The sequence below is a fragment of the Streptomyces sp. NPDC093801 genome (assembly GCF_040701585.1).
Classification (GTDB): Bacteria; Actinomycetota; Actinomycetes; order Streptomycetales; family Streptomycetaceae; genus Streptomyces.
In genome coordinates this window covers 242,540-260,567 of record NZ_JBFBDP010000010.1, presented here as the reverse complement: position 1 = coordinate 260,567, position 18,028 = coordinate 242,540, and the positions used below count along the sequence as shown (strand labels likewise).

The following is an 18,028-nucleotide window of genomic DNA, read 5'->3' as shown; positions in this document are numbered from 1 at the left end:
GGGGGGGGGGGGGGGGGTGGCGCGGAGCCGGTCCCGCGCAGCGGCACCACCGGGCCCCCGGCGGGGCCCGCTACGCGGACTGGCGGAAGCGGGTCGTGCGGTGGACCGGGTCCGTGTCGATGTGCGGGATGACGTGCTCGCCGATCAGCTTGATCGTCGTCATCGTGTCCTCGTACGACACCCCGGTCGGCAGGCCGAAGGACAGCTGGTCGGCCCCCGCCTCCTCCCACCGCTTGCACTGGGCCCGGACCTCCGACGGGTCACCGCAGATCAGCAGCTCCTCCGCGATCAGCAGCTCGATGATCTCCGCGTTGTACTCCGGCAGGGTCTCGGGCCACTGCGGGATCGCCTCCGGCCGCGGGAAGGTGTCGTGGTAGCGGAACACCAGCGACTGGAAGCGGTTCATGTTCGCGTTGACCGCGATCTCGACCGCCTTCTCGTGCGTCTCCGCGCAGATCGCCGTCGAGGTGACCATGACGTTGTCGTTCACGAAGGCGCCGATCGCCTTCGCCTCCTGGATCGCCGTCTTGTACTGCTCCAGCACCCACTCCATGTCCGAGACCTTCTGGACGCTGAAGCCCAGCACCCCGAGGCCCTTCTTCGCCGCCATCGCGTACGAGGAGGGGGAGCCGGCGGCGTACCACATGGCCGGGTGGGCCTTGCCGTACGGCTTGGGGAAGATCTTGCGCGGCGGCAGCGACCAGTGCTTGCCCTGGAACCCCTCGTACTCCTCCTGGAGGAACATCTTGGGGAACTCCGCGATGGTCTCCTCCCAGATCTCCTTGGTGTGGTTCATGTCCGTGATGCCGGGCAGGAAGCCGAGGATCTCGTGGCTGCCGGCGCCGCGCCCGGTGCCGAACTCGAAGCGGCCCTTGGAGAGGTGGTCGAGCATGGTGACCTTCTCGGCGACCTTCACCGGGTGGTTCACCGGGGCGAGCGGGTTGAAGATGCCGGAGCCGAGGTGGATGCGCTCGGTGGCGGCGGCGAGGTAGCCGAGGAAGACCTCGTTCGCCGAGAGGTGGGAGTACTCCTCCAGGAAGTGGTGCTCGGAGGCCCAGGCGTACTTGAAGCCGGACTTGTCGGCCTGGATGACGTACTGGGTCTCCTCGAGCAGCGCCTTGTGCTCCGCCTCGGGGTCGACCTTGGACCGCGCCTCAGGCACGTATCCCTGCACGAAGAGCCCGAATTCCAAGGGGTTCACCGTCCTTAGGTTTCTGACGTGGCGTCAGATTCGATGGGTCCGACTGTTCCACCGCGCGGTGGGAGCGTCAAGAGCGGTGCGAAGCGCAACTGACGATCCGTCAGGTGCGTGGGCGGGCGGATCCTCAGAGGATGCTGACGCCCGCCATCCAGCCCCCGTCGATGACGAACGGCTGGCCGGTGATGTACGAGGAGTCCTCGGACGTCAGGAACAGCGCCAGCCTCGCGATCTCCTCCGGCCGCCCGACCCGCCCGAGCGGCACCACCCGCCGGTACAGGTCCGCCATCGCCTCCCGGGCCCCGTCCGTCGGCCCGGCCGGATCCAGCAGGCCCGGGTTGGCCATGGGGGTGTCCACCGCGCCCGGGCACATGGCGTTGACGCGGATGTTCTTCGCGGCCAGCTCCAGCGCCGCCACCCGCGTCAGCCCGAGGATCGCCGCCTTCGTCGCCGCGTAGGCGCCCACGTACGCCATGCCCGTCAGGCCCGTGTACGAGGAGGTGTTGACGATCGTCCCGCCGCCCGCCGCCCCGATCTCCGGGGCGACCGCCTTGATCCCGAGGAAGGCGCCGACCTGGTTGACCTGCACCACCTGCCGGAACTCCTCCAGCGGGGTCGAGGTCAGCTCGTTGAACCGCAGGATGCCCGCGTTGTTGACCAGCCCGTCGACCCGGCCGAAGGCCTCCTTCGCGACGGCCACGGCGGCCGCCCAGTCCTCCTCCCGGCTCACGTCCATCCGGACGTACCGCACCCGGTCCCCGCCCCACTCCTCGGCGATCTCCTTGGCGACGGCGGCGCCCTGCTCGTCGAGCACGTCGCCGAGCACCACCCTCGCCCCTTCGGCGGCGAAGAGCCGCGCCTCCTGTTCGCCCTGGCCCCGCGCCGCACCGGTGATGACGACGACACGCCCGTCCAGCTTGCCCACGGTCGCTCCCTCAGTCGGTCGGATCGGTCAGGCCGGCCGTACGGGCCGGGTCGACGGGGGCGCCCGGGCCGCTCCGGTCGTCGAGCAGCGGGGCCACCTCGGCCCCGAACGCCGTGATCTGGTCCACCAGCTCGGCGCGGTCGCGGCTGCGGAAGCGGACCTGGATCTGGTCCACGCCCAGCACCCGGTACTCCCGCAGGGACTCCGCGAGCGCCTCCGCCTTGCCGGTGAGCGTGCGCCGGCCCGTGTCCCAGCCGGGCTCGCCGACGTAGAGGGGCTCGGTGATCGCCCCCACCTCGAACGGCCCCTCCACCCCGGCCGCCTCCCGCAGCTCGCGGATCCGGGCGACCTGGGCGGGGATCCGGTCGCGCGGGTCGCCCTGCGGCAGCCAGCCGTCCCCGCGCACGGCGGCCCGGCGGACCGCGGCGGGCGAGGACCCGCCGACCCAGACGGGAATCCGCCGCTGGGCGGGGCGGGGCAGCTGGCCCAGGTCGCGGAAGGAGAACCGTTCCCCCTCGAACTCGGGGAACTCCTCCGGGCCGAGGGCGGCGCGCAGCGCGTCCAGGGTCTCGTCGAGGACCGGCCCGCGGCCCTCGAAGTCCGCCCCGAGCGCCTCGAACTCCTCCCGCACGTGCCCGGCCCCGACCCCGAGCACCAGGCGGCCCCCGGAGAGGTGGTCGAGGGTCGCGTACTGCTTGGCGGTGGCCAGCGGGTGGCGCAGGCCGACGATCGCGACGTGGCTGAGCAGCCGCACCCGCTCGGTGATGCCGGCCAGGAAGGCCAGGGTGGCCACCGGGTCGTACCAGACGGTGCCCATGGGCCCGGCCAGCCGGCGCGGGATGGCCACGTGGTCGCAGGTGGCCAGGTACCCGAAGCCGGCCCGGTCGGCGGCCCGCGCCACCGCGGCGAGGTCGGCCGCGCCGGCCGAGGCCTCCCACGGCTCGGCGTAGATGCTGCTCTGCGACTGGACCGGGAGCTGCATCCCGTACGCCAGCCGGCCTTCCGGAAACACGCGTGCCATGGCCGTCCGTCCCCGTCTCGTGGGTGGTGGGTGGCGGTCGCCGTCGTCGCGCTCCTCGCCCTCGGCCCCGGACGTGCGGGGTGCGGGGGCGGCGGCGACTGCCGGAGCGGCGCACCTGCGCCGCCGGGTCATCGTCGTAGCTGACGGGTCGTCAGGCAAGGGGTCGGGCGGGACCGGAGGCAACGGGCTGACCGTTGGCCCCGCGCGGCGCAGCGCCTAGGGTGCGCCCGTGGAACTGATACTGACCCTCGTCAGCGGGCTGGCCTGGACCCTCGTGTACGTCGAGGCGGTCCGGGTCGGGTTCCGCGACCGGACGTACGCCATGCCCGTCGCCGCCCTCGCGCTGAACCTCGCCTGGGAGGCCACCTACGCCGTCGGCGACCTCCGCTCCGGCCCCTCCCCGCAGGGGGTGGTCAACGTGGTGTGGGCCGCCGCCGACCTGGTGATCGTCTACACGTACCTGCGCCACGGGCGCGCCGAGCTGCCCGCCTTCGTCACCCGGCCGGTGTTCGCGGCGTGGAGCGCGCTCGTCTTCGCGACGGGCTTCGCCGTGCAGTGGCTGTTCCTCGCGCAGTTCGGCGCGCACGACGCCTCCCGCTACGCCGCCTTCCTGCAGAACCTGCTGATGTCGGGGCTGTTCCTGGGCCTGTACGCCGCCCGGCGCGGGCCGCGCGGGCAGTCGCTGCTGATCGCCGTCGCCAAATGGCTGGGCACCCTCGCGCCGACCGTGCTGTTCGGGGTGATGGAGGGGTCCGGGTTCATCCTGGGGCTGGGCGCGCTGTGCTCCGTCTTCGACCTCGCGTACATCGGGCTGCTGGCCCGGGGGAAGCGGTGGGACGCCGGCCCCGAGGGGGCGGCGCTCAGAAGCCGGCCGGACCCATCGCGATGACCGGGTGGGCCGCCGGGTCCAGGGTCTCCAGGAGCTGCTCCATCGCCGCCTTCGGCAGGCCGACGCAGCCCTGGGAGGGGCCGTCGTGGTCCACGTGGAGCCAGATGTTGCCGCCCCGGCCCTTGCCGTCCGGCATGACCGGGTCCAGCGGGGACACCCCCTGGCGGCGGTTGTAGTCGATGGCCACGACGTAGTCGAAGGAGCCCGCGAGGGACTCGCCGTTCACCCCGAGGCCCGTGGCGACGAAGCCGGAGTCCCGGTCGTACGGGAGCTTCGTGCCGGGCGGGGCGGACAGCAGGCCACCCGCGTCGCTGAGGGAGAACACGCCCTGCGGGGAGGTCAGGTCGCCGTACGCGCGCTCGGTGGACCAGCCCTTGGCACCGTTGCGGGCCGGCCACTGCGCGGCCCGGACCCAGTCCGCTGCGGGTGCGGGGCGGGTGTACAGGGCCGCGGTGGACTCCGAGGAGTCCTTCGCCTTGCCGGTGACGAGGACCAGCTGGCGCGCCTCGGCCGGGATGCGGGCCCGGGTGGACTCGCTGAGGGCCGCCACCGGGAGCCCCTGGAGGACGTCGGGACGCCGGCCGCCGCGCGCGGCGTGCTGCGGGGCATCGGCGTGGGCCTTGGGGCGGCCGTCGGAACGGGCCGGCGGCACGGGCGCGCCGGGCTGCTCGTAGAGGGCGTGCACCCATCCGGCCCCGAAGAGCAGCAGCCCGGCGGTGGCGACCAGCACCAGCGCCCGGGACGGCCGCCCGGCGGCCGCTCCCCGTCGCCGGGCGGACCCCCGGCGCCGCCCGCCGCGTTCCGGCGTACGGGCACGGGGGCTGGAGGCGGGAGAGGTTCCGGATCCGGCGCGGCGGTGCTTGCTCATCCCCCCGACGGTACATCAGCTGATCACATCCACCGGCGATCCGGGTTCCGCTTCCAGGAGGGGGCACCCCGATGGCGGGGCGGGGCGGTGGCGGGGAGGTCGGGCGGGGGCTTCGGCCGGGGTGGGCGGTGCGTCCTGGGCCGGGGCCGGCGGGGCGTCGGGGGGTTCCCTGCGGAAAGGACGGTCAGGACGCCGTACGGGACCGTGCTGCGCGTCAGATCGCCGTGCGCTCCCCATGTCCCGGCGTCCGGCGTGGGCCGGACCGGGCCGCAGATGACGAGCAGAGGCAAGCAGAAGACCCCGCCCTCCGAGAGGAGGACGGGGTCTTGATCGAGCGCTGGGCAGGCCTTGCACCTGCATCCCCCCACAGGAAGTGGGGTGCCTTTCCTTGGACCACCAACGCCAGTCCCACCGCCGGTTTCCCGGCCGCGAGCTCGAGATGAACTCTACAGCGAAGATCGGATCCGGACCACCCCTGACTGCCAATAAGCGGAGGCTGACGGCAATCCGACTGCCTCGCCGCCACCGAAGTCGGCTCCCAGGTGTCATTTTGTGCAGGTATCGACCTGAACCGACCACCAAGCAACGCAAGAAGAGGAGGGACTGACGGGCAGGCACCAGCGGCAGCCGGATGGCACCGGCGTGCTCTTCCACTGCGGCCGCCGTCCGCCAGACACCAAGAAACGGAACCGCATCGCGATGATGACGCCCCTGCCCACCCCGGCGAGTGCACAAAAGCCCTCTTCAGCACGTATCAGCCCCCGTCGACAGCCGGACGCCGGACGAAGAGGAGCGCGTGGCGATCCGACGCGCCCAAGGTCCCGGACGACGCCTCGGCCGTCCTTCCTCGCAGGTATCAGCCCCAGACGGCCGCCGGACGCCGAGACGGACCGGACCGGAAGGACAGTGGACCGGCGGGAAGCCCCCGACACCCCACCGACCCCGCCCCAGGATGCACCGCCCACCCCGGCCGAAGCCCCCGCCCGACCCCTCCCGCCCGCCCGGTCCCCGCCGTACGCTGCGTTGATGATGAGAACTCCGCGTCAGGCAGCGCGCCTTGTCGTCCTCTCCCCCGGCGGATCGGTGTTCCTCTTCCGGGAGAACAACGTCGAGGTCGGCATCCACTGGTTGCCCCCGGGCGGCGGGATGGATCCCGGTGAGACCCCCGAGGAGTGCGTGCGGCGGGAGCTGCGCGAGGAGACCGGGTGGACCGACCTGGAGCCGCAGCGGCTGCTGTGCACCTGGGAGCACGACTTCACCCACGAGGGCGTCCCCGTCCGGCAGCACGAGCACGTCTACGTCACCACGGGCCCCCGCCGGGAGCCCGTCCTCGAAGACCCCGGCATCCACTGGCAGTGGGTCTCCCCGGAGCGGCTGGCCGCCCTGGGCGAGCCGCTCTGGCCCCCGCGCCTGCCCGACCTCCTCGCCGACGCCTCGGCCGCGCCGGTCCACCTGGGCCTGGTGGGGTGACGGGGGCCTGGAGCCGGGCGGCCGGCGGAGCGCGCGGCCGGCGGCGGGCGGCTAGCGCGGCGCCGAGCGCTGGGTGCGCCAGGCGGTCAGGGCCTCGTCCCTCGTGCCGGCGGGGTGGTCGGCGTGCCAGGCGCGCAGGAAGCGGTTGAACTCGAACTGTGCACCGATCTCCTGGGGTTCGGCGGCGGCCGCCCGGGTGGCGTGCCAGTGGGCGACCGCTTCGGCCAGGGTGCGGCCCGCGTTCTGCGCGACGTACGCGCGCATGTACCCGTCGAAGTGGAACGCCGGGCCGATCTCCCGCCGGAAGAACTCCCTGAGCACCTGGCTGCACCGCTGCCCCTCGGGGATGACCGTCGCGCCGTCGACCGGGGCGGACAGCCGGCGGGCCGCCGCGGGACGGCGGGCCGGGGCCGCGGGGAGCGGCCGGCCGTCGAGTGCGGCCCGCAGCCGCTCCGTGAGCACGGCCTTCCCGCCGCCGCGCGGTACGTCGAGCCGCCGGGCCAGCGCGTTCAGCTCGGCCAGCGTCCAGTACCAGCGGGCGAGTTCGTCGCCGGTGAGGGCGGGCGTGAGGGGTGGGCGCGCCTCCGAGGGGTCCGCGGGCACCCCGGCATTCGAATTCATGTTCCCATGCTAGGCCCCGGGCGGGACGGCTCCCGGGGCGCTGAGGCGGTAGCCGCCCGCCGTCAGGCCCGCTTCGGGCGTCGCGGTGGAGCACCGCGGCATGTCCTGGTCGCCGGCCGGGGCGATGATGCCGACGCGCGCCGCGTCGGCGTCGCCCGGGCGGGGGACGTGGAAGCTGAGGCCCATGCGGGCGGGCAGGGGCTTGCGGTGGAGGAAGCGCTGCCAGACCGGTCCGGCGTCGACGAGGCGGCCCGTCACGGACACCTCGGTCCCGTCCACGCGCAGGCAGTCGACGCGGAAGTCGCCCCAGTTGAAGTTCCCGGGCCGCCCGTCCTCGGGGGGCGAGTAGTGCTGGATGCGGAAGGTGCCCCAGGAGCGGACCGCGAGGGAGGGTCCGGGCGGCGCCCCGGCGCCCGGCCGTGTGAACAGGCCGTGGGCGTCGACGGAGATCTGGACGTCGTCGCGGGGGTCTCCGTAGGCCATGCGGCCCCACCCGCTGATGCCGCCCACGGCGGGCACCCGCCTCCCCGCCCCGGCGGCGGCCGGAACCGGGGGCGAGTCCGCCGCCGAGGCGGGGAGGCAGGCCGGGGCGGCGAGGGCGGCGGCGAGGGCGAGGGGAACGGCGAGGCGCAGGGTCGTCCGGTGCATGGCGGTGGTCTCCTCCGGGAGCGGCGTTCGGGTCGCTGCCGATCCTGCTCGGGAGGCCCCTGCCGGGCATCGGGCACGGGAGGGAGCCGTCCTCCCCCGCGCGGGGGAGGACGGGTGCGCCGGACGGAGGGTCAGCGCTTGGGGGTGGTGGCCTTGGCGTAGAGCTGGGCGGCGTAGTCGCCGAGGACGGTGCTGGTGGAGACGTCGTCCGTGTCGCCGCCCGTCAGGATTCCGATGATCTTTCCGTCGCGGCCGAGCCAGGCGCTGCCGCTGGTCCCGCCGGGGAAGTCGGAGCAGTCGAAGCGCTGCTCGCGCTCGCCGGTGCGGACGGCGACGGCCGTGCAGGTGCGGGGGACCTTGCGGTCGGCGGGGTAGCCCGTCACCGTGACCTCCTCGCCCGCGCGGCCGGTGGTGTCGAGGGGGGCGCCGCCGGTGAGGTCCTCGATGTTGCGGCCCTTGTCGTCGGGGGCGACGCGGGCGAAGGCGAGGTCGTAGTCGTCGTCGGTGTCGTCGGCCCAGCGCTTGTCCTCGTAGACCTGCTCTATCTTCCAGACCCCGTACGGTGCGACACCGTTCGCGTACGCGGGTGCGAATACCGCACCGCCGTCGCGGGTCTGCTCGCCCTCCAGGAGGCAGTGGCCGGCGGTGATGAGCAGGTTCTTGCCGGGGCTGCGGACGACCGTCGCGGTGCAGAAGTGGTCGCCGTCCAGGCCGCCGGTGAACAGGGCGCCGGTGAAGGTGGCGGCGTTGCCCGGCTTGGGCGTGACCGGGGTCGACTGGGGCTTGCCCAGCTGAGGCTTGGACGCTTGCGAACGCGAAGGACCGCTCGGCGATCCGGAGGGTGCGGCCGACTTGGCGTGCACGGGGGCGGCCCCTTCGGGCGGGGGCACCAGCTCGGCGACCGCCGCCGAGGCGCCCAGCGCCGCCACGGCGCACAGCACCGCCGTCACCACGGACCGCTTGTCCACCGCCATGATCCCTCCCGCTTTGCCCTGGCGAAGCATGCCCCGGCGACGGGCCGGGGTGCAAGGTCCGAACCTCGCGCGGCGCTGGGATGGCGGGATTCCGGCCGCGCCGCACCGCCCCACCCCGAGCCCCAACCCCCTTTACAAACCCGGACCTTGCCGTAGTCTCCTCCTCGTCAGCAAAACAGTGTCTGGGGGAAACAGTAATGCTCGGGATCATCGCCGCCACCGCCGCCGCCGCGCTCGCCGCTCCTGTCGCCGGCCTGTTCGCCCACCGCGCCGTGCGCCGGTCCGCACATGCCCGCCTGATGCGCATCGACGCGCCGAACGGCATCGACGAACAGGGCTTCGTCCGCATCGGCGGGATCGACCAGTGGATCTCCGTGCGCGGCGAGGACCGGGCCAACCCCGTGCTGCTGGAGGTCCACGGCGGTCCGGGCGCGGCGAACTCCCCGTACGGGGCCCGCACCCGGGCCTGGGAGGAGCACTTCACCCTGGTCCGCTGGGACATGCGCGGGGCCGGGCTGACCTTCGCCCACGGCGGCCCCGCCGGCCAGGGCGGCGAACCGTCCTTCGAGCGGCTGTACGCGGACGCGCTGGAGGTCGTCCACCACGTCCGGGAGCGCCTCGGCACGGACCGGGTGGTGCTGATGCCGAGCTCCTTCGGCACGGTGTTCGGGCTCCGGCTGGCCCGCAACCACCCCGAGCTCTTCTCGGCGTACGTCGGCACCGACCAGAACGTCCTGGACGCGGGCCGGGACACCTCCGCCTACGACGCCACCCTGGAGCGGCTGCGGGCCGCCGGGAAGGCGAAGGACGCGGCGGGGCTGGAGGCGATGGGCTCCGACCCGAACCGCTGGACCTCGGCGCAGCGGTCGGCGTACGACAAGCTGTGCACCGGCTCCGACCCGCTCACCCTGGACACCGTGAAGAAGGTGGTCCTGGGCTCGATGTGGCTGTCGCCGCTGTACTCCCCGGGCCGGATCGCCGCGTACTTCAAGGGACAGGCCTTCTCGGAGCCGGTCACGGTCGGGACGCACGGCTTCGACGACCGGGCCGACGGGACCCGGTTCGAGGTGCCGTTCTTCGTCTTCCAGGGCGCGCTGGACGTGATCACCCCGGCGGCGCGCGCCAAGGCCTACTTCGACGAAGTCGAGGCTCCGGTGAAGGCCTTCGCACTGATCGAGGACGCGAGCCACTTCGCGGCGCTGCACCGCCCGGACCGCTTCCTGGAGCTGCTGCTGGCGCACGTCCGCCCGGTGGTGGCGGGCGGACGCGCGGCCTCCGCCGCGGGGTGACGGCCGGCGCCGGTCCGGGGCGGTAGGGGGTGGGGGCCCGGCCCCCACCCCCTGCGGCCGTCTCAGGCCCCCGGCCACAGCCCTTCGGGGGTGAGCCCCAGCAGGTCGATGGCGTTGCCGCGCACGATGCGTTCCACCACCTCCGCGTCCAGGTGCCCCATCTGGGCCTCGCCCACCTCGCGCGACTTGGGCCAGGTGGAGTCCGAGTGCGGGTAGTCCGTCTCGTAGAGGACGTTGCCGACGCCGATGGAGTCCAGGTTCCGCAGACCGAAGGCGTCGTCGAAGAAGCAGCCGAAGACGTGCTCCGCGAAGAGCTCGGACGGCGGGCGGTGGACCTTGTCGGCGACGCCGCCCCAGCCGCGGTTCTCCTCCCAGACCACGTTCGCGCGCTCCAGGATGTAGGGGATCCAGCCGATCTGGCCCTCGGCGTACATGATCCGCAGGTTCGGGAAGCGTTCGAACTTGCCGCTCATCAGCCAGTCGACCATCGAGAAGCAGCAGTTGGCGAAGGTGATGGTGGACCCGACGGCCGGCGGTGCGTCGGCCGAGGTGGACGGCATGCGCGACGAGGAGCCGATGTGCATGGCGATGACCGTGCCGGTCTCGTCGCACGCCCGGAGGAAGGGGTCCCACTCGTCCGTGTGGATCGACGGGAGCCCCAGGTGCGGCGGTATCTCGGAGAAGGCGACGGCGCGCACGCCCCGCGCGGCGTTGCGGCGCACCTCCTCGGCGGCGAGGCGGGCGTCCCACAGGGGGATGAGGGTCAGCGGGATGAGGCGGCCCCCGGCGAGGGGTCCGCACCACTCCTCCACCATCCAGTCGTTGTACGCGCGCACGCCGAGGAGGCCGAGTTCGCGGTCCTTGGCCTCGGTGAAGGTCTGGCCGCAGAAGCGCGGGAAGGTGGGGAAGCAGAGGGCGGACTGGACGTGGTTGACGTCCATGTCGGCGAGGCGCTCGGGAACCGAGAAGGAGCCGGGGCGCATCTGCTCGTAGGTGATGACTTCCAGTTTGATCTCGTCGCGGTCGTACCCGACGGCGGTGTCGAGGCGGGTGAGCGGCCGGTGCAGGTCCTCGTACACCCACCAGTCGCCGATGGGGCCGTCGTCGCCCTTGGCGCCCATGACGGGGGCGAACCTGCCGCCGAGGAAGGTCATTTCCTTGAGGGGGGCGCGGACGATCCGGGGGCCGGTGTCGCGGAATCTCGACGGGAGCCGGTCCCGCCAGACGTGAGGAGGTTCAACCGTGTGGTCGTCCACCGAGATGATCTTCGGGAAGGTCTCCATGGCTCTTACGGTAGCGTCGATCTGACGAACCGTCAGCTCTTTGGGCGCCGGCCGTTCCCCGGCCGGGAGCGGATGGCTCCGCCGCGGGCTGACGCTTACGTGCAACACAGGGCAGACTGACCCTTGAACCGACGGAAGGCAGGGGGAGGACAGATGGACGGCGGACCGGCCATCCCGCACCAGCCGAACGTCTCCGACGGTCCCGGCGCACCCGGGGCGCCCGGAGCGCCCGATCCCGGAGACAACCGCTTCGCCGTGCTCGGACCCATCCGGGCCTGGCGCGGCGGCGAGACCCTGCCTTCCGGCAGTCCGCAGCAGCGCGCCCTGCTCGCCGCGCTGCTGCTGCGCGACGGCCGCACCGCCACCGCGCCCGAACTGATCGACGCCATCTGGGGCGAGGACCCCCCGCAGCAGGCCCTCGCCACCATCCGCACGTACGCCTCCCGGCTGCGCAAGGTCCTCGACCCCGAGCTGCTCGTCAGCGATGCCGGCGGCTACGCCATCCGGCTGCGCCACCAGGAGGCCCTCGACCTCGGCATCGCCCGCAGCCTCGCCGCCGACGCCGACCGGGCCCGCACCGCCGGGGACCGCGCCCTCGCCCGGACGCTGCTGGCCCGCGCCCTGGACCTGTGGGACGGCGAACCCCTCGCCGGGGTCCCCGGCCCGCACGCCGAGACCGAGCGCACCCGGCTCACCGAATGGCGCTTCCAGCTGCTGGAGACCCGCCTCGACCTGGACCTGGAGGTCGGCCACCACGCCGAGGCCGTCTCCGAGCTCACCGCCCTCACCGCCGCCCACCCTTTGCGCGAGCGGCTGCGCGAGCTGCTCATGCTCGCCCTCTACCGCAGCGGCCGCCAGGCCGAGGCCCTCGCCGTGTACGCGGACACCCGCCGCCTCCTCGCCGAGGAACTCGGGGTGGACCCGCGCCCCGAGCTCTCCGCCCTCCAGCAGCGCATCCTGAACGCCGACGCGGAACTCGCCCGCGCCGAGGACCCGGCCCCGACCGCCTCCCCCGTACCCGTACGGCCCGCCCAGCTGCCCGCCACCGTCCCGGACTTCACCGGCCGGGCCCCCTTCGTCAGCGAGCTCGGCGAGATCCTCTCGGGCTCCGACGGACAGGTCATGGCCGTCTCCGCACTGGCCGGCATCGGCGGCGTCGGCAAGACCACCCTCGCCGTGCACGTCGCGCACGCCGCCCGCCCGCACTTCCCCGACGGCCAGCTCTACGTCGACCTCCAGGGCACCGAGCCCCGTCCCGTCCCGCCCGAGGCCGTCCTCGGCTCCTTCCTGCGCGCCCTCGGCACCCCCGACAGCGCCATCCCCGACTCCCCCGCCGACCGGGCCGCCCTCTACCGCTCCACCCTGGACGGCCGCCGCGTCCTGGTCCTCCTCGACAACGCCCGCGACGCCGCCCAGGTCCGCCCGCTGCTGCCGGGCACCGCGGGCTGCGCCGCCCTCGTCACCAGCCGGGTCCGGATGTCGGGCCTCGCCGGCGCCCATCTCGTCGACCTCGACGTGATGAGCCCCGAGGAGGCCCTGCAGCTGTTCACCCGCATCGTCGGCGCCGAACGCGTCGGCGCCGAACGCCAGGCCGCCCTCGACGTCGTCGGCGCCTGCGGGTTCCTGCCGCTCGCCATCCGCATCGCCGCCTCACGGCTCGCCTCCCGCCGCACCTGGACCGTCTCCGTCCTCGCCGCCAAGCTCGCCGACGAGCGCCGCCGCCTCGACGAGCTCCAGTCAGGCGACCTGGCCGTCAAGGCCACCTTCGAGCTCGGCTACGGCCAGCTGGAACCCGCCCAGCAGCGCGCCTTCCGCCTCCTGGGCCTCGCCGACGGCCCGGACATCTCGCTGGCCGCCGCGGCCGCCGTCCTCGACCTGCCCGAGCACGACACCGAGGACCTCATGGAGGCCTTAGTCGACTGCTCCCTCCTGGAATCCGCCGCCCCCGGCCGCTACCGCTTCCACGACCTCGTACGCCTCTACGCGCGTGCGTGCGCCGAACGCGACGAGCAGCCCGCCGGCGGGCGCGAGGCCGCCCTCGACCGGCTCCTCGACTTCTACCTCGCCACCGCGTCCCGCGTGTACGCCCTGGAGCGGCCCGGCGACCGCCTGCCCGCCCACCTCTCCGGGACCCGCCACCCCGGACTCGTCCTCGCCGAGCCCCGCGCCGCCCTGGACTGGCTGTTCGCCGAGGCCGACCCGCTGCTGGCCTGCGTACGGCAGTCCGCCGGACGGCCGGACGCCCTGCGGCGGGCCGTGGACCTGCTGTGGGCGGCCAAGGACCTCGCCGAGTCCGGCGCCAACTCCAAGCAGTACGAGTCCGCCGCGGAGACCGTGTGCGAGGCCGCGCGCGCCGCCGGCGACCCGCGCGCCGAGGGCCGGGCACGGACCACCCTCACCATGGTCCACCTCTTCGTGGGCCGGTTCGCCGAGGCCGACGACCAGGCGCGCCAGGCCATGGACCTGGCCCGGCTGGCCGGAGACCCGCTGCCCAGCTGCTGGGCGCCCAACGACCGCGGGATCATCGCCCTCTACCAGGGGCGGCACACCGACGGCGAGCGCTTCCTGCTGGAGGCCATCGAGAACTTCCGGGCCGACGGCAACAACATCGGCGAGGCCAGCGCCCTGTGCAACCTCTCCCGGATCCACGTCGTGCTCGGCCGGCTGTCCAGCGCCATCGAACTCGCCGAGCAGGGCATCGCCATATACGACCGGATGGGCCTCACCCTGCGCCTGGCCAACGGCCGCTACGCGCTGGGCATCGCGCTCACCCAGGCCGGCCGGCTCACGGAGGCGCTGGAACAGCTCGGCGAGGCGCTGTCGCTGTTCCACGACAACCGGCAGCCGCTGTGGGAGGGCGTGACGCACTTCCGGCTCGCCGAGGCCCATCTGGCCGCCCTGCGGCCCACCCTGGCCGCCAAGCACGCCGAGCAGGCCATCGCGCTGCGCGGGATCGGCGGGGAGTGGCGCCGTGCGACGGTGCTGACCGTGCTCGGCAAGGCGCTGCGGCGGCTGGGCCAGCCGGACCGGGCGCGGGCGTGCTGGCGGGACGCGGAGACGGTGTTCCGCCAGCTGGGGTCGGCGGAACTGGCCGAAGTGCAGGCGCTGCTGGCGTCGGAGCTGGCCGCCTGACCTGCGGTGACCGCCGATGGACGGACACGTTCATCGTTCGTTTATCGCCGCGCGGCAGGATGAGTGCATCGACCCGGGGCGTCGGGGGGCACTCGGGCCGGCTGGTTGCACAACCCGTTCGGCGGTCCACGGGGGAATCGCCGAACGGGCCCGACCACCATCAGGCGCCACACACGATCAGGAGAGAGTCGATGGCGACGAACGAGAACATCCTGCCGCTCGACGGCGACATCAGACCGCTCGACAATCACGCCTCGGGCGCCGACATCAACCCGCTGGGCGACCCGGCGGCCGAACCGCCGGTCGTGGTCAAGCCCGGCGACAAGCCGCAGGACAACCACGCCTCGGACGTCGACATCGTGTCGATGGACAACCACGCGTCCGGTCCGCGCCCGTAACGGCACGGCACGGCGTACGGGGGAAACGTACGGGGGGCCTTGAGCGGTCGTACGGGGGACGTACGGGGGGACCGCCCGAGGACGTACGGGGGAAACAGCGGGAAACCACGGGGGATGCACCACGGGGGATGCACCACCGGTAGGGAACACGGGGGGACCGTACGGGCGAGCCCACGGGGGATTCGGGGGAATCCGGGCGAGCCGGTACGGGGAGCGGCGGTCGCGGTGGCCGGAGGGGGACCACCGCGACCGCCGCGCGCCCGCGTTTCGGTGTTTTCCGCGATCGGGTCCGCAGGCCCGGCCCCCGTCCGGCCCCGGCCCGGCCGCCCGGTCACTAGGCTGGGCCCGTGTTCACCTCCCAGGGCCCGAGCCTGCGCGAACTGGCCGTCCAGGCCCTCTCCTCCGTCGAGCGGGGCTACGACCTCCTCGCCCCCAAGTTCGACCGGACGCCCTTCCGCACCCCGGACCGGATGCTCGACGCCGTCGAGGAGGCCCTGGCCCAGGAGGAGGGCTCCTTCGGCTCCGGGCTGGACGTCTGCTGCGGCACCGGCGCCGGGCTGGGCATGCTGCGCCGCCTCTGCCGCGACCGGGTCACCGGGGTCGACCTCAGCGCCGGCATGCTGGCGCAGGCCGGGCGCGCGCACCCCGAGGGGGTGGACCTCGTCCGGGCCGACGTCCTGGCCCTGCCCGAACGGCTCTGGAACACCTACGACCTCGCCGTCAGCTTCGGCGCCTTCGGCCATTTCCTGCCGGCCGAGCGGCCCGCCCTCTTCGGCGCGGTCCACCGCGCGCTGCGCCCCGGCGGGGTGTTCGCCTTCCCGGTCGGCGCTCCGGTCCCCCTGGCCTCGCCCGTGTGGTGGGCGGCGGCCGGGTTCGACGCGGCGATGCGGGTCCGCAACGCGGTGTGGCGGCCTCCGTTCGTCATGTACTACCGCACCTTCCCCTTCGGTCCGGTCCGCGCGGACCTGACGGCGGCGGGCTTCACCGTGGAGACGGTCCCGCTGGCCCCCTTCGGCCGGCGCGCGGACGGCACCCCGCACTGGCGGCTCCTGCTGGCCCGCAAGCCCGCGCCCTAGGGTTCCGTCACCGCCGTGAGGCGCTCCTGGACGGTGCGGCACAGCCGGAGCACCTCTTCGTCGGCGGCGATGCTGCGGAAGAAGCCCTCGCGGTGGGGCTTCGCCAGTTCCGCCTCGATGCGGGGCAGGGCCGGTGCCGCGGCCGGCCCCATCCGCAGGAGACAGGCCAGGACGCGGTTCGAGGTGGTGTCGTTCGTCTCCCAGGCCGCCAGCAGGGCCCCCAGGACGGCCTGGGTCCCGGTCTCTCCGGCGATGTCCCACAGCGCGGTCGCGGCGTGCACACGGGTCCAGGTGTCCCCCGTGGTCAGCAGCTCCCTGAGGCGGGGCACGGCCGCCGCGGCGGGCGGGCCGATGGTGGCGAGCACCGCGGCCGCCTGGTGGCTGCGGTAGCCGTCGAGGAGTCCCCTCAGCCGCGGGACGGTGTCCAGCGGGTCGCGTTCCAGTGCCCACAGGGCCCCGGTGGCGGCCAGGCGGAGGTCCACGTCCTCGGCGTCGGCCAGCGGCCGGACCGTCTCCAGGGCGGACGCGGCCGCGGTGCCGAAGGAGGCGAGCGCGTCCAGTGCGCAGGCAGCGGTGGGCCACTGGTCGTGGCCCATGGCCTCCTCGACGGCCCGCGTGATCGCGGGGACGGCCGCCGGGTCGCCCAGTGCGGCCAGGGCGGAGAGCAGGGCGCCCGCGCCCATGCCGGGCCACTGCGTGGAGAGGTCGGCGTCTCCCAGGTGCCGGATCAGCCGGGGTGCCAGTTCCCCGGCGGCGGCCGGGCCCAGGCTGCCGGCGACCTGCACCGCGCGCCATGCGTCGACTCCGCCGTCCAGGCCGGTCAGCAGGCTCGGCAGGGCGCGCGGGTCGCCCAGGCGCGCCAGTGTCATGACGGCTTCCTGGTGGGCGCGGCGCAGCAGGGGCCGGCGGGACGCCCAGACGTCCGGCCCGTGGGTGGTCCGGTGCGCGGCGACGCAGCCGGCCAGGGCTTCGCGGGCGGGTTCGGCGAGGGGGCCCAGGGAGCGGAGGGCCTCGGCCGCGGCGGCGGTGGTGTAGGGCTCGCGGGGCCTGAGGCACCGCGCGAGGAGGAGGACGAGCCCGGTGTGGTCGCCGCGCCGGGAGCCGATCAGCTCCTTGGCCATGGCGACGGCGTCGTGGCGGGTGGCCGGGTCGGGGCTGTCCAGCTGGGCGGTGAGGAGGGCCGTGCGCTCGGGCACGCGGGCGTCGAGGACCTCGTGGAAGGCCTCCAGCAGGCCCGTGGTGGGGGCGTGGACGCGGCCGTGCCGGTCGAGGTCCTCGAAGGCGGCGGCGATCTGCGGGGGGACGCTCTGGTTCGCGGCGTCCTGGGTGCCCTGGGGGTCCCGGGCGTCCGGGGCGTCCGGGGCGTCCGGGGCGGGGTCGGCCGGGGCGTCCGGGGCGGGGTCGGCCTCGGCGTCCGGGGCGGGGTCGGCCTCGGCGCAGGCGCAGCCGCCGGTGGAGGCGTCGCACCCCTGGTCGCCGGACTCCTCCGGCGCGGGCGCGAGCCGGTGCAGGAGGTCGATCGCCGTCGGCACGGTGTCGGCCGTGACGTCCTGCGGGGCGCAGCGGGCGCGGTGGACGAGGGCGCCGAGCCGGATGTCGGGGTCGGCGGCGGTGTCCTGGGCGAGGGTGTCGAGCCAGGCGGTGGCGGCGGGCCGGGCGGCCCCCAGGCGCAGGGCCAGGTCCGCCACGGTGCGGATGACCAGCAGCCGTTCCACGGTGCCGCTCTCGGCCGGCAGCCGGTCGCACAGGATCCGCAGGGCGCGGTCGGCGTCGGCGGTGAACAGGCCCACGCCTTCGATGCCCGCCCGCCGTACGCCCTCCTCCGGGTCGGCCGCGTAGCGGACGAAGGCGTCGGCCCGGGCCCGGAGCAGGGCCATGGCGTCCGCCGGGGCCGTGGACTCGGTGCCGTCCGGGGCGAAGCGGATGTCGTCGTCGTCGCGGTCGGCGGCCTCCCGTCCGATGCTGAGCAGCAGGGCGGTGACGGCGGCCCGGTCGGGGGTGGCGGGGTCGTCGGCGAGGCCGAGGAGGAACGGCAGGGCGGCCACCGTGCAGGGGTAGACGTCGCCCTGGTGGTGGGCCGCGCTGTAGAAGCCGGCGAACGACTGGTGCCGGACGTCGGGGTCGGGGTCGGCCATGCCCCTCAGCCATCCCGGAATCTCACCGCCGGGGCCGTAGGCGTGGCCCAGGGAGACCCAGTCGATGCCGTCGAGGTCGTTGATCATGCACGGCACCATGG

15 protein-coding genes are annotated in these 18,028 nt (G+C 74.3%); 6 read left to right on the top strand and 9 right to left on the bottom strand.

The window, feature by feature from the left end; translation table 11 throughout:
- Positions 1-70: 70 nt before the first annotated feature.
- The 3 genes from AB0469_RS14350 to AB0469_RS14340 form a co-directional block, all read right to left on the bottom strand.
- Positions 71-1,192 (bottom strand): LLM class flavin-dependent oxidoreductase, encoded by a 1,122-nt coding sequence (locus AB0469_RS14350; RefSeq protein ID WP_366451670.1) that lies wholly within the window; start codon positions 1,190-1,192, stop codon positions 71-73.
- A gap of 133 nt (positions 1,193-1,325) precedes the next feature.
- The gene (locus AB0469_RS14345) at positions 1,326-2,123 is read right to left on the bottom strand and encodes an SDR family NAD(P)-dependent oxidoreductase (RefSeq protein ID WP_366451651.1); all 798 of its coding nucleotides are present in this window, start codon (positions 2,121-2,123) and stop codon (positions 1,326-1,328) included.
- Positions 2,124-2,133: 10 nt separating this feature from the next.
- Positions 2,134-3,144 (bottom strand): TIGR03619 family F420-dependent LLM class oxidoreductase, encoded by a 1,011-nt coding sequence (locus AB0469_RS14340; protein ID WP_366451650.1) that lies wholly within the window; start codon positions 3,142-3,144, stop codon positions 2,134-2,136.
- A 229-nt stretch (positions 3,145-3,373) separates the two neighbouring features.
- Here AB0469_RS14340 and AB0469_RS14335 point away from each other — a divergent pair, with 229 nt between their 5' ends.
- Positions 3,374-4,033 carry a hypothetical protein gene (locus tag AB0469_RS14335; RefSeq protein ID WP_366451649.1) on the top strand — a complete coding sequence of 220 codons (660 nt, stop codon included), beginning with the start codon at positions 3,374-3,376 and terminating at the stop codon, positions 4,031-4,033.
- On the opposite strand, the gene AB0469_RS14330 is transcribed toward AB0469_RS14335, so the two are convergent.
- Positions 4,005-4,901: a L,D-transpeptidase family protein gene (locus tag AB0469_RS14330; protein ID WP_366451648.1), complete on the bottom strand. Its 897-nt coding sequence runs from the start codon at positions 4,899-4,901 to the stop codon at positions 4,005-4,007. The two genes, AB0469_RS14335 and AB0469_RS14330, sit on opposite strands and share 29 nt — an antisense overlap.
- 1,029 nt (positions 4,902-5,930) lie before the next feature.
- Here AB0469_RS14330 and AB0469_RS14325 point away from each other — a divergent pair.
- Positions 5,931-6,371, top strand: a complete 441-nt coding sequence (locus AB0469_RS14325; RefSeq protein WP_366451669.1) for an NUDIX domain-containing protein — start codon at positions 5,931-5,933, stop codon at positions 6,369-6,371.
- A 51-nt stretch (positions 6,372-6,422) separates the two neighbouring features.
- On the opposite strand, the gene AB0469_RS14320 is transcribed toward AB0469_RS14325, so the two are convergent.
- The 3 genes from AB0469_RS14320 to AB0469_RS14310 form a co-directional block, all read right to left on the bottom strand.
- Positions 6,423-6,992, bottom strand: a complete 570-nt coding sequence (locus AB0469_RS14320) for a DUF6434 domain-containing protein (RefSeq protein WP_366451647.1) — start codon at positions 6,990-6,992, stop codon at positions 6,423-6,425.
- A gap of 9 nt (positions 6,993-7,001) precedes the next feature.
- Positions 7,002-7,640 carry a hypothetical protein gene (locus tag AB0469_RS14315; RefSeq protein WP_366451646.1) on the bottom strand — a complete coding sequence of 213 codons (639 nt, stop codon included), beginning with the start codon at positions 7,638-7,640 and terminating at the stop codon, positions 7,002-7,004.
- A gap of 131 nt (positions 7,641-7,771) precedes the next feature.
- Entirely contained in the window at positions 7,772-8,614 is an 843-nt protein-coding gene (locus tag AB0469_RS14310) for a trypsin-like peptidase domain-containing protein (protein ID WP_366451645.1), read from the bottom strand.
- A gap of 197 nt (positions 8,615-8,811) precedes the next feature.
- On the opposite strand from AB0469_RS14310, the gene AB0469_RS14305 reads away from it, so the two are divergent.
- Positions 8,812-9,903, top strand: a complete 1,092-nt coding sequence (locus AB0469_RS14305) for an alpha/beta hydrolase (RefSeq protein WP_366451644.1) — start codon at positions 8,812-8,814, stop codon at positions 9,901-9,903.
- A gap of 62 nt (positions 9,904-9,965) precedes the next feature.
- Here AB0469_RS14305 and AB0469_RS14300 read toward each other — a convergent pair whose 3' ends face one another.
- Complete coding sequence (locus AB0469_RS14300) at positions 9,966-11,186, bottom strand: amidohydrolase family protein (protein WP_366451643.1); 1,221 nt, start codon at positions 11,184-11,186, stop codon at positions 9,966-9,968.
- A 153-nt stretch (positions 11,187-11,339) separates the two neighbouring features.
- On the opposite strand from AB0469_RS14300, the gene AB0469_RS14295 reads away from it, so the two are divergent.
- The 3 genes from AB0469_RS14295 (at position 11,340) to AB0469_RS14285 (ending at position 15,792) form a co-directional block, all read left to right on the top strand.
- Entirely contained in the window at positions 11,340-14,318 is a 2,979-nt protein-coding gene (locus AB0469_RS14295; RefSeq protein ID WP_366451642.1) for a BTAD domain-containing putative transcriptional regulator, read from the top strand.
- 191 nt (positions 14,319-14,509) lie between these two features.
- Positions 14,510-14,716, top strand: coding sequence for a hypothetical protein (locus AB0469_RS14290; RefSeq protein ID WP_042809668.1), 207 nt, complete (start codon positions 14,510-14,512; stop codon positions 14,714-14,716).
- Between the two features lie 347 nt (positions 14,717-15,063).
- Entirely contained in the window at positions 15,064-15,792 is a 729-nt protein-coding gene (locus tag AB0469_RS14285) for a class I SAM-dependent methyltransferase (protein WP_366451641.1), read from the top strand.
- Here the strand turns inward: AB0469_RS14285 and AB0469_RS14280 are convergent.
- Complete coding sequence (locus AB0469_RS14280) at positions 15,789-18,014, bottom strand: HEAT repeat domain-containing protein (RefSeq protein ID WP_366451640.1); 2,226 nt, start codon at positions 18,012-18,014, stop codon at positions 15,789-15,791. The genes AB0469_RS14285 and AB0469_RS14280 overlap by 4 nt on opposite strands.
- Between the last annotated feature and the right edge of the window lie 14 nt (positions 18,015-18,028).

Coding starts and splice junctions, on each gene's coding strand:
- AB0469_RS14340 (WP_366451650.1), bottom strand. CDS start 3,144: ATGGCACGCGTGTTTCCGGAAGGCCGGCTGGCGTACGGGATGCAGCTC.
- AB0469_RS14330 (WP_366451648.1), bottom strand. CDS start 4,901: ATGAGCAAGCACCGCCGCGCCGGATCCGGAACCTCTCCCGCCTCCAGC.
- AB0469_RS14325 (WP_366451669.1), top strand. CDS start 5,931: ATGAGAACTCCGCGTCAGGCAGCGCGCCTTGTCGTCCTCTCCCCCGGC.
- AB0469_RS14320 (WP_366451647.1), bottom strand. CDS start 6,992: ATGAATTCGAATGCCGGGGTGCCCGCGGACCCCTCGGAGGCGCGCCCA.
- AB0469_RS14315 (WP_366451646.1), bottom strand. CDS start 7,640: ATGCACCGGACGACCCTGCGCCTCGCCGTTCCCCTCGCCCTCGCCGCC.
- AB0469_RS14310 (WP_366451645.1), bottom strand. CDS start 8,614: ATGGCGGTGGACAAGCGGTCCGTGGTGACGGCGGTGCTGTGCGCCGTG.
- AB0469_RS14305 (WP_366451644.1), top strand. CDS start 8,812: ATGCTCGGGATCATCGCCGCCACCGCCGCCGCCGCGCTCGCCGCTCCT.
- AB0469_RS14300 (WP_366451643.1), bottom strand. CDS start 11,186: ATGGAGACCTTCCCGAAGATCATCTCGGTGGACGACCACACGGTTGAA.
- AB0469_RS14295 (WP_366451642.1), top strand. CDS start 11,340: ATGGACGGCGGACCGGCCATCCCGCACCAGCCGAACGTCTCCGACGGT.
- AB0469_RS14290 (WP_042809668.1), top strand. CDS start 14,510: ATGGCGACGAACGAGAACATCCTGCCGCTCGACGGCGACATCAGACCG.
- AB0469_RS14280 (WP_366451640.1), bottom strand. CDS start 18,014: ATGATCAACGACCTCGACGGCATCGACTGGGTCTCCCTGGGCCACGCC.